Here is a 15319-nt window from a genome sequence, read left to right as displayed (position 1 = left end):
TCGGTTCCCGGTACAGGGTTGGATTCACGGTGCGGTCCCCGCCGATGGCGCGCTGAAGCCGTCCTCGCCGGGACCGGGCGGGGGTCGCCGAGCCGCCGAACAGCACGCTTTGCGGCCGCTCGTTGAACTGGCCGGCGGCGCGGTCCAGGCTGCGCACCGTCTGCCGCGCGTCGCGCGCGAGGCCGTTGAGCTGCGGCAGGGTCTGGTCGTTCAGATTGTTGGCCGCGTGCTCGACCGACCCGGCCGCCGCGCGCAACTGCTGGCCGACGCCGTCGACGGTGCGCATCAGCGTGCCGTCGGGGCTGCCGAGCTCGCGGGTCAGTTGCTGCGTCGACTTCAGCGTGGCATTCAGGTTCGCGGTGACCTGCGGCAGTTGCCGCGCGGCCGGTTCGAGCGCGCGCGCGACGCGGGCATAGTCGTCGACCCCTTCCTTGATCGAGCGGATCGTCGTCATCAGCTCGCGCCGGTTCTCGCCCTGGAACATGTCGTTGAGCGAGGCCATCAGCGATTCGACCTGCGTCAGCAGCGAATCGCCGCGCCGCTCCAGTTCCTCGAAGAAGCCCGGCCGCATCTGGATGCGGGCGACCGCGCGCGGCGAGGTCTCCAGCGGCGGCGACGGCGCGGTGCTGCCTTCCTGCGCCGCGGTGTCGTCCAGCTGCACATAGGCGATGCCGGTCACGCCCTGCAGGCCCAACGTCGCATAGGTCGTGCGCGTGATCGGCGCCTCCTTGTCGACGCTGATGCGCACGATGATCTGGCCCGGCACGGACGCATCGAAGCGGATCGACTCGACCCGGCCCACCGTCAGGCCTCGGTACTTGACGTCGGCCTGCGGTCCGAGCCCGGTCACGGTCGAGCGCGTGACCAGGTCGTAGGGCACGCGCTCGGTATGGTCGGTGCCGAACCAGAACAGCGCGAACAGCACCAGCACGGCCAGGCCGATGGTGAACACGCCGGCGAGAAAGGCGTTCGACTTGTTTTCCATCACGACTCTCCAGCGTGGCGCGCCACGGCCGCCACGTCCGATGCAGGGTTGGCGCCGGCGCTCTGCGTGCTCAGCGCGCTGAGCGCACGCTGGCCGCGTTCGCCGAGAAAATATTCGCGGATGAAGGGATGGTCGATCTTCACCAGCTGCGGGATCGGCAGCGCCGCCAGCACCTTGCGGTCCGCCAGCACCGCGACGCGGTCGGACAGCGCCACCAGCGTGTCCAGATCGTGCGTCACCATCACCACCGTCAGCTTCAGTTCGCGCCGCAGTTCGCGGATCAGCGCGACGTAGTCGTCGGACGCCATCGGGTCCAGGCCGGCGGTGGGCTCGTCCAGGAACACCAGTTCCGGCTCGAGGGCCAGCGCGCGAGCCAGCGCCACGCGCTTGATCATGCCGCCGGACAGGTCGGCCGGCATCTTGTCGGCGTCGCGCGCCGACAGGCCGACCAGTTCGAGCTTGAGCAGCGACGCCTCGCAGATCAGATTGTCGGGAAGGCAGCGAAGTTCACGCAGCGGCAGCGCGATATTGTCGATCACCGACAGCGACGAGAACAGCGCGCCGCGCTGGAACTGCATGCCCCAGCGGTTGCGCATCCATTGCAGCCGCGCCGGATCGAGGCTGGCGAGGTCCTCGCCGAACAGGCGGATGGTGCCGGCGGTGGGCCGCTCCAGGCCGACGATCTGCCGCAGCAGCACGGTCTTGCCGGTGCCCGAGCCGCCGACGATCGACAGCACCTCGTCGCGATAGACCTCGAGGTCGAGGCCGTCATGCACGACGGTATCGCCGAAGCGCTTGACCAGGCCGCGTACCTCGATGATCGGGGTACGTCCGCCAGGCGGGGTTCCGCCGCCGGTGCCGCCGCCGGTGCCGGCGCGCGTATCGATGCTCGCCGTCATATGCCCACATCCTTGAACAGGATCGCGAAGATCGCATCGGCCACGATCACCACGGTGATGGCGGTGACCACCGACGCGGTCGTCCCTTCGCCCAGGCTCTGCGTATTGGGCTTGATGCGCAGGCCGAAGTGGCACGCGGTCAGCGCGATCAGCATGCCGAAGGCCACGCCCTTGCCCAGGCCCAGCCACAGGTTGGCCACCGGCACCGCGTTGGGCAGCTCGCGCAGGAAGAAGATCGGGCTCAGGCCCAGCTGCATGTTCGAGGCCACCATGCCGCCGATCAGCGCCAGCAGCGCGGTCCAGGCGACCAGCAGCGGCATCGCCACGGCCAGCGCGATCGCGCGCGGCATGATCAGCCGGAAGCTGTGCGAGATGCCCATCACGCGCATCGCGTCGAGCTCTTCGGTCACGCGCATCACGCCGATCTGCGCGGTGATCGCCGAGCCGGAGCGGCCCGCCACCAGAATGGCCGCCAGCACGGGGCCGAGTTCGCGGATCACCGACAGGCCGAGGATATTGACGATGAAGACGCTGGCGCCGTAGGTGCGCAGCTGGTTCGCCAGCAGATAGGCCAGCACCACGCCGATCAGGAAACCCACCAGCGCGGTGATGCCCAGCGCCTTGTAGCCGATGCTGTAGACGTTGGCCGAGATCTCCCGCCACGGGCCGCGCCGCGGCGCAGCGGCGAAGCGCAGCAGGTCCAGCGACAGCTGGCCCAGCATCGCGATGCCGTTACCGAGCTGCGAGAACAGAGACAGCATCGACGCGCCGAGCAGCGTGACCGGATTGAAGCGGTCGACCATCCGTTTTTTCCAGCCGTGCCGCCGTACCGCGGCGATCCGCTCGAACGCGCGGCGCTGGCCGTCGCTGGCCTCGAGATGGGCCGGAAAGCGCTCGCCCCAGGCCTGCCACAACAGCTGCGCGCCGATATGGTCGAGCCGGCCGATGCCGCCCAGCTGCCAGCGCGCCGTGCCGGGAACGAGTGCCTGCAGCTGCCGGCGCAGGTCATGGGCGCAGCGCTCCTGCGCCAGCGACAGCGCGGTCCAGTCTCCCTGCAACTGCACGGCGGCGGAGCCGTCCTGTTGCGTGACAGCGATGTCCGGCTTCGTATAGCGTTCCAATGGCTGACCGATGTAAGGTGCGAAAGCCGATTTTAAGCCACGCGCCGCCAGGCGCCAAAGTGGACGCGGCTACAATGCGCATGGCCCGATATCCATGGGCCGCCGCCGAATTCCAGCCTCCCCTCCGCCCGCATGACCGCCGCCTCGATCGATTCCCCCCGCGCCTTCGTCCTCCTTGCCGCCTGCCTGGCGCATCGATCCGGTCCGCCTGCAGGCCGCGCTGGCCGAAGACGCCCGGCAGTGGCAGCTCGACATCGTCGAGGAAACCGGCTCGACCAACGCCGATCTGGTCCAGGCCTGCCGGCGCGCGCCGTGGGGCGAGGCCGGGATGCTGCGGCTCGCCTATCGGCAGACCGCCGGACGGGGACGCCAGGGGCGGCCCTGGCAGGGCCAGGCGGGCATGACCTTCTCGGTGGCGATGCCGCTCGCGTTGCCCCCCCGCCCGGCTGGCAGGGCTGAGCCTCGCGGTCGGACTGGCGCTGGCCGACGCGCTGAACGACGTCGACGCACGGCTGGGCAAGGCCGTCGGACTCAAATGGCCCAACGATCTGCAGATCGACGGCCGCAAGCTGGCGGGCATCCTGATCGAATCGGTGCCGGCGGGGCCGCAGCGGGTCTGGGCGGTAGTCGGCATCGGCCTGAACCTGGTGCGCGACGCCGCGATGGAGGCCGCGCTCGGCCGCTCGCTGGCCGGCGTCACCGAATGCGTGGACCGGTTCGACCCGCGGCATGGGCCGACCGATCTGCTGGCCGCGGTGCTGAACCGGCTCGCGGCGATGCGTGGCGCCTTCCTCGCCGACGGCTTTGCGCCGATGGCGCGGCGCTGGTCGGCGCGCGATGCCTATCGCGACCAGCCGGTGCGGCTGCTGCACGACGGCGCGGTACAGGCCGAAGGCATGGCGCGCGGCGTCGACGACGAGGGCCATTTGCTGCTCGAAACCGCAAACGGGCTGCAGCGGATCGCGTCGGGCGAGCTGTCGCTGCGGCCCGCCGGCGAGGGGGGCGCGATGAGCGCGAACCAGGATGCGGGCGCCATTGCGGGCGGCACTGCGCGCGCCAATGCGAGCGCGACTGCTGACACCACCGCCGACGCCAAGGCGAGCGCGACTGCTGACACCACCGCCGACGCCAATGCGACCGCCACTGCGGACACCACCGCGGGCGCTACCGCTGACGCTGCCGCGGACATCGCCACCGCCGCTACCGCAGATACCACCGCGAACGCCACCGTGCTGCTGATCGATATCGGCAATACCCGCTTGAAGTGGGCCTGGTGCGACGCGGCCTCGCTCGGCGCCCCGGCCACCGGCGCGCTGCCGGTGCCGTGGCGCACCGGCGGCGCCTGCGGGCATGAAGCGCTGGCCACGCTGGCCGGCGAATGGCGCGCGCTGGCCGATGCCGAGGGCGCACCGCGCGGCGTGTGGATCAGCAATGTGGCCGGCCCCGTCATCGCGGCCGAGGTCGATGCCTTGCTGGCCGATGCTTTCGGCGGTCCGCCGGCGGTGCACTGGGCCCGCGCCACCGCGTCGCACGGCACGCTGGACAACGGCTATCGCGAGCCGAGCCAGCTTGGCGTCGACCGCTGGGTCGGCGGCATTGGGGCGCGCCACCATCTGCCCGAGGGCAATCTGATGATCGTCACGGCCGGCACCGCGACCACGATCGACGTGGTGCTGGCGCCGGACGGCCGCGACGGTAGTGACGGCAATGATGGCCGCAACGCCGGCAACGCCCGCAACGCCCGCAACGCCAGCAACGCCAGCAACGGCACGCCGGCGCGCTCGCGCTTCGCCGGCGGCATGATCCTGCCCGGACTGGCGCTGATGATGGGATCGCTGGCGCGCAATACCGCGCAGCTGCCGGCGGTCGAGATCGGCGAGGCCCATGCCGCGACGGCCTGGGCCGACAACACCCGCGATGCCATCGCGGCCGGCTGCCTGGCGGCCCAGGCCGGGGCGATCGAACGCGCCTGGGATGCGCTGAAGCGGCGCGGTCCGGCCCGCTGCCTGCTGTCCGGCGGCGCGCGCGAGGCGCTGGCCGGCGCGCTGACGCTGCCGTTCGAACGGCACGAGAATCTGGTGTTGCTGGGCTTGTCGGTGATGGCCGCGCAGCAGCGAGGGGAGCTGAAGGCGGGCTGAACGTCGGTTGAGCGCGGGTTCAACGCGGCCCGAGCGCGGTCTGAACGTGGATTGAGCGCGGATTGAGCGCGGATTCAACGCGGGCGTAGCTCAACGCGGAACCACGGCCGCTGCACGGGCCGCGAGCCGCAGCCCGCAGCTCAGCCGCCCTGCCGGACCTTGTGCAGCAGCTTGGTGGTCGAGCGGTCGTGCAGGAAGGGGATCGCGTAGGCCTGGCCGCCCCAGCTGCGCACGAGCCGGGTCTCTTCCAGTGTATCGATCTCGTAGTCGCCGCCCTTGACATAGATGTCGGGGCGGACCAGCCCGATCAGTTCGACCGGCGTCTTCTCGCCGAACATCAGCACCAGGTCGACCGATTCGAGCGCGGCCAGCAGCGCCATGCGGTCGGCCTCGCCATTGAGCGGGCGATCGTCGCCCTTGCCCAGCATCCGCACCGAGGCGTCGCTGTTGACGCCGACCACCAGGCAGGCGCCCAGCTGGCGCGCCTGCGCCAGATAGGTGGCATGGCCGCGATGCAGGATGTCGAACACGCCGTTGGTAAACACCATCGGGCGCGGCAAGGCCGCCAGGCGCCGTTGCAGCGCCTGGGGATCGTCGGTCGAAGCGAGCTTGGCCTCGAAGGCCGGGGGAGACAGCGTCATCGCAAGGACGGCGCCGGGGTCAGGCTTCGGCGGGCTTGGTGCCGCCATTGGCCTGCAGCCGCGCGTTCAGTTCCTTGCGATAGCGGTTCAGGTCCTGCACGGTCTCGAAGGTGCGCTCGAACAGCAGCGACATGTTGTGCAGGATGCGGTCGATGACCTTCTTCTCCCAGCCTTCGTCGAAGCGGATCTGCTTGTCCAGCCAGTGCTCGAGCCAGTCCGGATCGGGCAGGCGCGACTGCACGGTGTCGTTCGGGAACAGCGCCTTGTTGACGTGCAGGTTGGTCGGGTGCAGCGGCTTCTCCGTGCGGCGCGCCGACGCCATCAGCACGCCGATCTTGGCGAAGGCCGAGCGCGCGTTGTCGCCGAACTGGTTCAGGTACTTCTTCATGTAGCGCAGGTAGGCGCCGCCGTGGCGAGCCTCGTCCTGCGACAGCGTGCGGTAGATATGCTTGATCACCGGCTCGGTGTGCCATTCGGCGGCACGGCGATACCAGTGGTTCAGGCGGATCTCGCCGCAGAAATGCAGCATCAGCGTTTCGAGCGGCGGTGCCGGATCGAATTCGAAACGCACCGCGTGCAGTTCTTCCTCGGTCGGGACCATATCCGGGCGGAAGCGGCGCAGGTACTCCATCAGCACCAGCGAATGCTTCTGCTCCTCAAAGAACCACACGCTCATGAACGCCGAAAAGTCGGAGTCGTGGCGGTTGTCGCGCAGGAACATTTCGGTGGCCGGCAGGGCGGACCACTCGGTGATCGCGTTCATGCGGATGGTTTTCGCCTGATCGTCCGTCAGCAGACTGGCGTCGAAGGAATCCCAGGGGATGTCCTTGTCCATATGCCAGCGGACCGCTTCCAGCGATTTGAACAGTTCGGGGTAGAGCATGGTAAGCCTTTGAAATTACGGGCAGATTCTACCAGATGCGAATCATTCCTATAGACCTTTTTGCTGGCCGTCCGCAAGTTGCCGCGCGAACGGTTCGATGCCGCTTGCCAAGGGCGGACCCGGCGGCAGCCTGCCACAACAAGCTGTCGGGACTGTGAAAACCCTCAAAACAGTGTCAGGCCAGCGCCGAGGCGGGCGGAGAGCCTGCCTCGCTGGTCGCCGGCGCGCGGCTTGCGGCCGGCGTGCCGGGGATCACGCCGTAGAGGAAAGCGGCCAGTTCGTCGCCCTGCGCCTGCGCATCGCGCTCGCCCAGCGCGATCAGCGCCTGCGTGAACTCGGGCTCGAACAGCAGGTAGCTAGCAAATGCCGCGCCTTTCGCCTCGGTGCCGCCCAGCGGGGCCAGCAACGCGCGCACGGTGCGCGGCAGCCGCTTGACGTGTTCGATCGCCAGCGCCTCGATCGGCTGGCTCGGCGAGATCGTCATCACCTGCACCGGCCGCCAGCCCTCGCGGTCGTTGGCGACGTCCGGCATGCGGGTGAGCAGCGTGTTGATGTGCTGCAGCCGCTCCAGATCGGTCGACAGGCCGTCCAGGAAGATGCTGGCCAGCGCCTGGCCGCCGACCTGTGCCAGCGAGGGATAGCCGCCCGCGGGCACGGTGTCGTAGCCGCCGGCGCGCGGCGCCGAGGCCGCGCCGATCGCCAGGATGCGCGAGGCGCCGAGGTGGATGGCCGGCGACAGCGGCGACATCTGCCGCATGGTGCCGTCGCCGAACCACTCGTGGTGGCCGTCTAGCTCCAGCGGCGTGGCGGGAAACAGGAAGGGGATCGACGACGAAGCCAGTAGATGGTCGACGCCGATGCGCGCCTCCACCGCGATGCGCTGGCTGCGGCGCCAGGGCTGGATGCGGCGGTGCGACTGGTAGAAGGTCACGTGGCGGCCCGTCGAATACGACAGCGCGGTGATGGCCAGCGCCTGCAGGTGGCCGGCGTCGAGACTGCCCTGCACGCGCTCGGGATCGAACAGCTCGCTCAGCAGGCTGTCCAGCGGCTTGTTGTCGAACAGCGCGCGCGGCGCGTGCTGCAGTGCCCAGCCGACCGCCAGCGCCGAGAGCCAGCGCGCGCCCGAGATGCCGACGCGCAGCACGTCGGTGCGATAGACGTCCTCGGCATGGATGCTGGACCACAGCGCGGCCAGCGTCTCGGTGGCGCGATCGAAGTCGCCGGCGTCGATCGCCAGGCCCGCGCCGTTGATCGCGCCGGCCGAGGTGCCGCAGACGATGTCGAAGGGATTGCGCGCGCCCATGCCATGGCGGGCGGCGATGCGGGCGATGCCGCGCAGCACGCCGGCCTGGTAGGCGGCGCGGGCGCCGCCGCCCATCAGGATCACCGCGGTGGTCTTGCTCGCTGCCAAGGCGCCTCCGCGGTCAGTGTCCGTTGTTGGCCTTGCCGCGGCGAACCGGCTTCGTGGACTTGCCGGCCGGCGCGGCGCCGTTCGAGGGGCCATGCGAGGGACCGTTCGAGGCGCCATTCGAAGTGCCATTCGAACGGCCATTCGAACGGCCATTCGAGGTGCCGCTCGTGCCGGCCTTCGTGCCCGCCTTTGCGCCCACTTCGGTTCCCGCTCTTGTGCCCGCCCTCGCGCCGCCGGCGCTCGTCCCGCCGGGGGTGCCGTCGGTGCCGTCGGTGGTGCCGTCATTTGCCGCGCGGGTCGCCCTGCTGCCCGCCGCCTTCGCCGCCGGCTTGGAGCGGCCCTTGGCCGTTGGCTTCGCGCTGCCCTTGCCGGACGGCGCCGGCTGTTCCGGTTCGCTCGCCCCCCTCGGCACCTGCCTGCCCGCTGCCCTGCGCCGCCGCCCCGGCACCCGGCTGGCCGGCGCCGAAGGCGCCGAGATTGTTCAGCGAGGCCAGGCTCGCGGCGGCGGCGCTGCTGGCGATCTGGTTGAACTGCCGCTGCAGCATGTCCCACCACAGATTGGCCTGCGGGGGCGGCGAGGCGGTGCCGGATTGCGATCCGCCGCCTTGCTGCCCCGCCTGCTGTCCGGCGCGTTGTCCCGCCTGTTCCGCTTGTTCCCCTCGGCGTTCGGGCGGCGCTTCCTGGTCCGGGGTGTCCGGGCCCTCGTCCTCGTCCTCGTCGTAATCCGGCGTGGCCTCCATCTCGGCCATGTCGGCCAGATCGCTGGGGTCGATGCCTTCCGCGCCGGCGGCGGGCTGTGCCGGGGGCGGTGAAGCCGGCCACCGCGGCGGCGTCGGGCTGGGCGCGTTGGCCGCGCGTGCGACGTTTTCCATCGCGCTCTGCAACGCCTCGGGCGACAGCGCCTCGCCGACCGTCTTCAGCGCGACCAGCGTCGCGCGCTGGACCTCGAGCCCCTGGATCGTGGTGCGCAGCAGATTGGCGTTCAGCTGCAGCCAGCTTTCGACCGCCTTCAGGTCATGGATGCGCTTGTCGACCTCGTCCAGATCCATTGGCGGCGTCATCGCCTGCAGGCCCGGCATCAGCCCGGTCGGCATGCCCGCCGCGTTGCCCCACATCTTGCGCAGAAATTCGAAGCCGTCGTTGAAATCGGGTATCTGTCCAAACATGGTCTGTGCTCCGCGGTGGGGCCATCGTCATTGGGAATGCGCGCTGTCCGGGCCGTCCCGCGCGCGGGCTTAAACGCCAACTCAAGCGCCGACTCAGGGCCGACTCAGGGCCGACTCAGGGCCGACTCAAACGCCGACTCAAGCGCCGACTCAAGCGCCGACTCAAGCGCCGACTCAAGCGCCGACTCAAGCGCCGGCTTACGCGCCGAAGCGCGGCGGCCGCTTCTCGCGCAGGCTGGCCACGCCTTCGCGGACATCGGGTCCGGCAAAGCCCATGAATTCGAGCGCCAGCGAGGTATCGAAGGCGGGCCCGGCCATGCGCAGCCAGTTGTTCAGCGCGTACTTGGTCCAGCGGATCGCGCTCTGCGAACCTTCGGCGAGCCGGTTGGCGATCTCGAAGGCCTTGGCCACCAGCTCGCTCTCGTCGACCGCCAGCGAGACCAGGCCAATGCGCTCGGCTTCCTCGCCGCTGACCGACTCGCACAGCATCAGATAGTACTTGGCCTTCGCCATGCCGCACAGCAGCGGCCAGACGATCGCGGCGTGGTCGCCGGCGGCGACGCCGAGCCGCGTATGCCCGTCGACGATGCGCGCGGTGCGCGCGGCGATCGAGATATCGGCCAGCAGCCCGGCCACCAGCCCGGCGCCGACCGCGGGACCGTGCATCGCCGAGACCACCGGCTTGTCGCAGTTGATCACGTTGTAGACGAGGTCGCGCGCCTCGTGCCAGACGCGCGAGCGGGTCTCGAAATCGTTGGCCATGTCCTCCACCAGCGCGAGGTCGCCGCCGGCCGAGAAGCCCTTGCCTTCGCCGCGGATCAGCGCGACGCGGATCTCCGGGTCGGCCGACACGTCGCGCCAGATCTCGGCCAGTTCGCGGTGCATGTTGGCGTCGGCGGTGGCCAGCTTGCGGTTGGCCGATTGCTGCGCGCCCATCACGATCTCGAGAATGGGGCCGTGCTGGCGCAGGGTCAGCGCCTGATAGCGGGCGTAGCGTTCCGAAGGCGTGGTGCCGTTGTTGCCAACGGTGGCGGCCGAGGTGGCGGCGGGGGTGGTGGTCATGGCGGGCGCGGACTCCTGGCGTGGGTGGGAGGCGCGGCGGGCGGCCGCGGCTGCGCCGGACAGGGGAGCGATCGGCGGCCCGAAACGGGCGCGCCGGAATTCCCCAACCGGACGGTCGGGAAATTATAGGCGCATCGCTGCCGCGGTCCGCATCACGCCGTGCCGGTCCCAGGCTCCGCCGCAATCCGGCGGGTCAGGCCGCTTCCGGCCGCGTCACGCCGCTCAGGCCATTCAGGCCATTCAGGCCGCTTCGGGCCGCTTCGGGCCGCTCAGGCCATTCGGGCTGCTTCGGGCCGCTTCAGGCCGGCGCCGCCACCACCTGATCGATCGCGCCGAAGATCGAGCGGCCCTGGGCGTCGAACATCTCGATCTTGACCGCGTCGCCGTACTGCATGAACGGGGTCACCGGCGCGCCGCTCTCGATCGTCTCCAGCGTGCGCTTCTCGGCGATGCAGCAGTAGCCCTTGCTGCGATCGACGTTGGAGATCGTGCCCGAGCCGACGATGCTGCCGGCCCGCACATTTCGCGTCTTGCAGATGTGGGCGATCAGCTGGCCGAAGTCGAACACCATGTCGGTGCCGCAGTCGGGCGAGCCGACCTTCTTGCTGTTCCACCAGACCGTCAGCGGCAGATGGACCTTGCGCTCGCGCCAGGCCTCGCCGAGCTCGTCGGGCGTGACCGCCACCGGCGAGAAGGCCGTGGCCGGCTTGCTCTGGAAGAAGCCGAAGCCCTTGGCCAGTTCGGCCGGGATCAGGTTGCGCAGCGAGACGTCGTTGGCCAGCACCAGCAGCCGGATGCCCTCGGCCGCCTGCTCGGGCGTCGCGCCCATGCGCACGTCGCCGGTGATCACCGCGACCTCGGCCTCGAAGTCGATGCCCCAGGCCTCGCTGGCGCAGACGATGTCGTCGCAGGGCCCGAGCAGGTCGTCCGAGCCGCCCTGGTACATCAGCGGATCTGTCCAGAACTCCGGCGGCATCTCGGCGCCCCGCGCGCGGCGCACCAGCTCGACGTGGTTGACGTAGGCCGAGCCGTCGGCCCACTGGTAGGCGCGCGGCAGCGGCGCCATGCACTGGCGCGGATCGAACGCGAAGGGATGGCGCGCGCGGCCGGCGTTCAGCGCGTCGTACAGATCCTGCAGCTGGGGCGCGAGGAAGTGCCAGTCGTCCAGCGCGGTCTGCAGCTTGCCGGCGATGTCGGTGGCATAGTGCGCGGTCTTCAGGTCGCGCGACACGACCACGAGCTGTCCGTCGCGCGAGCCGTCCTTCAGGGTGGCCAGTTTCATCGGGATTCCTGCATCAAGAACGACGCCGGCATCGAGCCGGCGTGCGGATGGCGAGATGGCGCCGGCTGTGCCGGCCGCCGCGAGGGCGTCAGTCTACCGTGATGCCCTTGGCCTTGATCAATTTGCCCCAGCGTTCGGCCTCGCCGCGCGCGTACTGCGCGAACTCGTCCGGCGTGCTGGAGACCGGCTCGACGCCGATGCCCTCGAAGCGCTTCTGCACCTCCGGCTGCTTCAGCGCCTTGACCAGCTCGGCGTTCAGCCGGCTCACCACCGGCTGCGGCGTGCCGGCCGGTGCAACCACGCCCTGCCACGCATAGGCCTCGAAGCCGGCGACGCCGCCCTCGGCCACCGTCGGCACCTGCGGCAGCGCGGCCAGCCGCTTCGGCGTGGCGCTGCCGAGCGCGCGCAGCTTGCCGCCGAGCACGTTCTGCTGGCCCGCCGCCAGATCGAGGAACATCACGTCGACCTGGCCCGCCAGCAGGTCCTGCACCGCGGGCGCCGCGCCCTTGTACGGCACGTGGGTCATCTTGGTGCCGGTCTGCTCCATGAACAGCTCCATCGCCAGATGGTGCGGGCTGCCGGCGCCCGGCGAGGCGAAGTTGACCTTGTCCGGATTCTTGCGCGCGTAGTCGACCGCTTCCTTCAGCGTGCGCGCCGGGAAGTTCGGGTTGGCGACCAGGATCAGCGGGAAGCGGGCGATCATGCCGACATGGGCGAAGTCCTTGGCCGGGTCGTACGGCAGCTTGCGGTACAGCGAGGGGTTGGCGGCCAGCGTCGCGGTGTCGGCGGTCAGGATCGTGTAGCCGTCCGGCTTGCTGTGCGCGACGGTGTCGGCGCCGACGATCGTCGCCGCGCCGGGGCGGTTGTCGATCACCACCTGCTTGCCGAGCGCGGGCGAGATCGCCTGGGCCAGCGTGCGCGCGACCACGTCGGTGCCGCCGCCGGCCGGATAGGGGACCACCCAGCGGACCGGCTGGGTCGGCCACGCCGGCTGCTGCGCCGCCGCCGGGCGGGGCAGGGCGGCGGCAATGGCCGCCAGCGCGCCGGCGCTCAGCACGGCGGCGTTCAGCAGGCGACGCAGGATCGGCAGGGAAAGGCGCGCGGTGGGCGCAGCGGCGAGCGGGGCTGGCATGCGGGTCTCCGGGATGTTGTCATGCGGGCGTGGGGCCCGTGTCGGGTGTTCGGGTGTTCGGGTGTTCGGTGTTCGGTGTTCGGTGCTCGGTGCTCGGTGCTCGGTGCTCGGTGCTCGGTGCTCGGTGTTCGGTGTTCGGTGTTCGGTGTTCGGGTGTTCGGTGCTCGGTGCTCGGTGCTCGGTGCTCGGTGTTCGGTGCTCGGTGCTCGGTCGTCCGCCGTCCGGCGTCCGGTCGTTCGGGCCTCGGCCGTCGGGGCGTTCGGGCTTTCGCGTGTCCGGGATACCTTGCGGCGCTTTTCGCGCGGTCGGCAGCACCCTTGCGCAGTCTAGCGATGGATTAAAAACTGGTAAATCGATTTCGCTATAGTAAATTTACGGATCGGGGCGTAGCGCGACGTGACGGAATCGAACTATATTGCCGCGCTGGCAAATCCCGCCGGCAAATCCCGCCGGCGAATCCCGCTGGCGAATCCGCCGCCCCCTTTCCGCCCGTCCCCCCATCCGCCCGTCCCGTTTCGACGCATGACCGAACTAGAAGAAGACGACGCCAAGCTGCGCACCGGCATCCAGTCCATCGAGGTGGGCTTCCAGCTGCTCAAGGCGCTGGCCGCCTCGCCGCGCGCGATGATGCTGCGCGACCTGGCCGCCGCGGCCGACATGAACCCGGCCAAGGCGCACCGCTACCTGGTCAGCTTCCAGCGGCTGGGCATGGTCGCGCAGGACCCGGTCAGCGGCCGCTACGACCTGGGGCCATTCGCGCTGCAGCTGGGCCTGGCGGGGCTGAACCGGCTCGATCCGGTCAAGAAGGCGCGCCCGATCCTGTCCCAGCTGCGCGACGACATCGACCAGACCGTCGGCATCGCGGTCTGGGGCAACCACGGGCCGACCGTGGTGCACTGGGAGGAGTCGAGCCACCCGGTCACCGTCAGCCTGCGCCTGGGCGACGTGATGCCGATGCTCAATTCGGCCACAGGCCGCCTGTTCGGCGCCTATCTGCCGCGCCAGCAGACGCTGCCACTGATCGAGCGTGAACTGAACGAGCGCCGCGACGACAATCTGCCGGACCTGCCGCGCTCGCTGGCCGACTACGACGCGGTGTGCGCCGACGTGCGCGCCCACGGCGCGGCGCGCACGCTGGGCGGGGTGCTGCCCGGCATCAACGCGATCTCGTTTCCGGTGTTCGATGCCAGCGGCCACGTCTCGATGGCGCTGATCGTGCTGGGCGCGCAGACCGTATTCGATGCAGAATGGGGCGGAGCGATCGACCGCCAGGTGCGCGAGATCGCACATCGGATCTCGACGGAGCTTGGATATCTTGGCGGGACCCCGTCGACCGGAACCGCCGGTCAGGCCTGATGCGAAACGTGCGCGCCGCCTGCGCTGGGCGGTCGCGCTGGCGGTCGTACTGATCGCGCATGCGCTGGTGCTGATCGGGCTGGTGCGGATGCCCGGTCCGCTGATTCCGCTCGACGCGGTCGACACGCCCGCGCTCGAGGCGATCCTGCTGCCGCCCAAGCCGGTCGCCGTCGCCCCGACCCCGCCGCCACGTCCGCGCCGGCCCCCTCCCCAAACCCGCTCCCGCCGCGGCCGCGACGCCGGAACCCGAACCCGCTCCCGAACCCGCGCCAGGGCCGCCGGCACCCGCCGAAGGCCCGCCGCTGGCGACCTCGCCGGGCGGCGCCGGCAGCGTCGCGGCGGGCGGCGGCGCCGGCGGCACCGGTACCGGTGCGGGTTCCGCACCGGCGCCCGCCCCCGCCGATGCGCTGCGCTACGCCCCGCCGCCATCGGCGACGCTGCGCTACGCCAGCTTCGTCAACGGGGTCGAGAACCCCGACGGCACCATCCGCTGGCAGCACGCCGGCGGGCGCTACCAGCTGTCCGTCGAAACCCGGATGCTGTGGTTCCGTTTCGCTTTCCACAGCACCGGCGTGCTGGGCGAGCAGGGGCTGGCGCCCGAGCGCTATGTCGAGGAACGCCGCAAGCGCAGCCAGGTGACGCGCTTCGATCGCGCCGCCGGCGCCGTCGTGTTCGAGTCGCGCGGCGGCCAGGCGCCGCTGCCCGAGGGCGCGCAGGACCGCTTCAGCGTCTTCCTGCAGCTGGTTGGCCTGGTGCGCGGCAACCCGCAGCGCTATGCCGCGCCGGGTGCCACCGAGACCTTCCAGGTCGCCGACACCAGCGATCTCGAGCCGATGCGCGTCCAGTATGTCGGCGAGGAGGACATCGAGACCGGCGCGGGGTTTGTGCGCGCCAAGCACTTCATCCGCCTGCCGCGCCGGGCCGACGACCGCCGCCGCGTCGAGGTCTGGCTGGCGGAATCGGTGGGCTGGATGCCGGTCAAACTGCGGCAGACGGAGCCCGACGGCACGCAGATCGATCTGGTACTGCGCGGCGCCGAGCCCTAGTCTGGAAGGATCGGAGCCGAGCGGCGTGGCCGCCGCGACGCTCCCGCGCGATGCGTCGCCGCCCACCGACCCCGACAGGAGGACACGATGACCGACACCTTGCCGCCCGCCGCCACGCCCAGCACCAGGCCAGCCACCGCGCCCGCCACCGCCCAGGGGGCGGCGCCCGCTTCCAGTCCCGCCACCCAGCCCCCGGC

General features: G+C 70.6%; 12 protein-coding genes and 2 pseudogenes. 4 read left to right on the top strand and 10 right to left on the bottom strand.

What is annotated here, in order from left to right:
* Positions 1-24: 24 nt before the first annotated feature.
* The 3 genes and pseudogenes from OJJOAM_RS08605 to OJJOAM_RS08595 form a co-directional block, all read right to left on the bottom strand.
* Positions 25-985: pseudogene (locus OJJOAM_RS08605) on the bottom strand (MlaD family protein).
* The gene (locus OJJOAM_RS08600; RefSeq protein ID WP_422647700.1) at positions 985-1884 is read right to left on the bottom strand and encodes an ABC transporter ATP-binding protein; all 900 of its coding nucleotides are present in this window, start codon (positions 1882-1884) and stop codon (positions 985-987) included. Before OJJOAM_RS08600 ends, OJJOAM_RS08605 begins: the two are co-directional and overlap by 1 nt.
* Entirely contained in the window at positions 1881-3005 is a 1125-nt protein-coding gene (locus tag OJJOAM_RS08595; RefSeq protein ID WP_422647699.1) for an MlaE family ABC transporter permease, read from the bottom strand. The genes OJJOAM_RS08600 and OJJOAM_RS08595 overlap by 4 nt, the downstream gene beginning before the upstream one ends.
* Positions 3006-3156: 151 nt before the next feature.
* Here OJJOAM_RS08595 and OJJOAM_RS08590 point away from each other — a divergent pair.
* Both OJJOAM_RS08590 and OJJOAM_RS08585 read left to right on the top strand, forming a co-directional pair.
* Positions 3157-4006: pseudogene (locus tag OJJOAM_RS08590) on the top strand (biotin--[acetyl-CoA-carboxylase] ligase); the annotation flags it as partial.
* 186 nt (positions 4007-4192) lie between these two features.
* A complete protein-coding gene (locus tag OJJOAM_RS08585; protein ID WP_422649539.1) occupies positions 4193-5143 on the top strand; it encodes a type III pantothenate kinase in 951 nt (316 codons plus the stop codon).
* Positions 5144-5283: 140 nt separating this feature from the next.
* Here the strand turns inward: OJJOAM_RS08585 and rfaE2 are convergent, their stop codons facing one another.
* From rfaE2 to OJJOAM_RS08550, 7 genes are all read right to left on the bottom strand, one after another.
* Complete coding sequence (gene rfaE2, locus OJJOAM_RS08580; protein WP_422649538.1) at positions 5284-5778, bottom strand: D-glycero-beta-D-manno-heptose 1-phosphate adenylyltransferase; 495 nt, start codon at positions 5776-5778, stop codon at positions 5284-5286.
* Between the two features lie 25 nt (positions 5779-5803).
* Positions 5804-6667 carry an acyl-ACP desaturase gene (locus OJJOAM_RS08575; protein WP_422647698.1) on the bottom strand — a complete coding sequence of 288 codons (864 nt, stop codon included), beginning with the start codon at positions 6665-6667 and terminating at the stop codon, positions 5804-5806.
* Positions 6668-6842: 175 nt separating this feature from the next.
* Complete coding sequence (locus OJJOAM_RS08570; RefSeq protein ID WP_422649537.1) at positions 6843-8045, bottom strand: patatin-like phospholipase family protein; 1203 nt, start codon at positions 8043-8045, stop codon at positions 6843-6845.
* A 314-nt stretch (positions 8046-8359) separates the two neighbouring features.
* Complete coding sequence (locus OJJOAM_RS08565; RefSeq protein WP_422647697.1) at positions 8360-9244, bottom strand: PhaM family polyhydroxyalkanoate granule multifunctional regulatory protein; 885 nt, start codon at positions 9242-9244, stop codon at positions 8360-8362.
* 198 nt (positions 9245-9442) lie between these two features.
* Positions 9443-10306, bottom strand: a complete 864-nt coding sequence (locus OJJOAM_RS08560) for an enoyl-CoA hydratase/isomerase family protein (RefSeq protein ID WP_422647696.1) — start codon at positions 10304-10306, stop codon at positions 9443-9445.
* Positions 10307-10604: 298 nt separating this feature from the next.
* The gene (locus OJJOAM_RS08555) at positions 10605-11588 is read right to left on the bottom strand and encodes a fumarylacetoacetate hydrolase family protein (protein ID WP_149317319.1); all 984 of its coding nucleotides are present in this window, start codon (positions 11586-11588) and stop codon (positions 10605-10607) included.
* Between the two features lie 88 nt (positions 11589-11676).
* The gene (locus OJJOAM_RS08550) at positions 11677-12720 is read right to left on the bottom strand and encodes a Bug family tripartite tricarboxylate transporter substrate binding protein (protein ID WP_422647695.1); all 1044 of its coding nucleotides are present in this window, start codon (positions 12718-12720) and stop codon (positions 11677-11679) included.
* A gap of 522 nt (positions 12721-13242) precedes the next feature.
* Here OJJOAM_RS08550 and OJJOAM_RS08545 point away from each other — a divergent pair.
* On the top strand, positions 13243-14076 hold the full coding sequence (locus tag OJJOAM_RS08545; protein ID WP_422647694.1) for an IclR family transcriptional regulator: 834 nt from the start codon (positions 13243-13245) through the stop codon (positions 14074-14076).
* A gap of 407 nt (positions 14077-14483) precedes the next feature.
* Entirely contained in the window at positions 14484-15122 is a 639-nt protein-coding gene (locus tag OJJOAM_RS08540; protein WP_422649536.1) for a DUF3108 domain-containing protein, read from the top strand.
* Positions 15123-15319: the final 197 nt, after the last annotated feature.

It is taken from the genome of Cupriavidus sp. H18C1, from assembly GCF_049311595.1.
GTDB lineage: Bacteria > Pseudomonadota > Gammaproteobacteria > Burkholderiales > Burkholderiaceae > Cupriavidus > Cupriavidus cauae.
The sequence above is the reverse complement of the archived record's forward strand: the minus strand, read 5'-3'. Positions and strand labels throughout refer to the sequence as shown.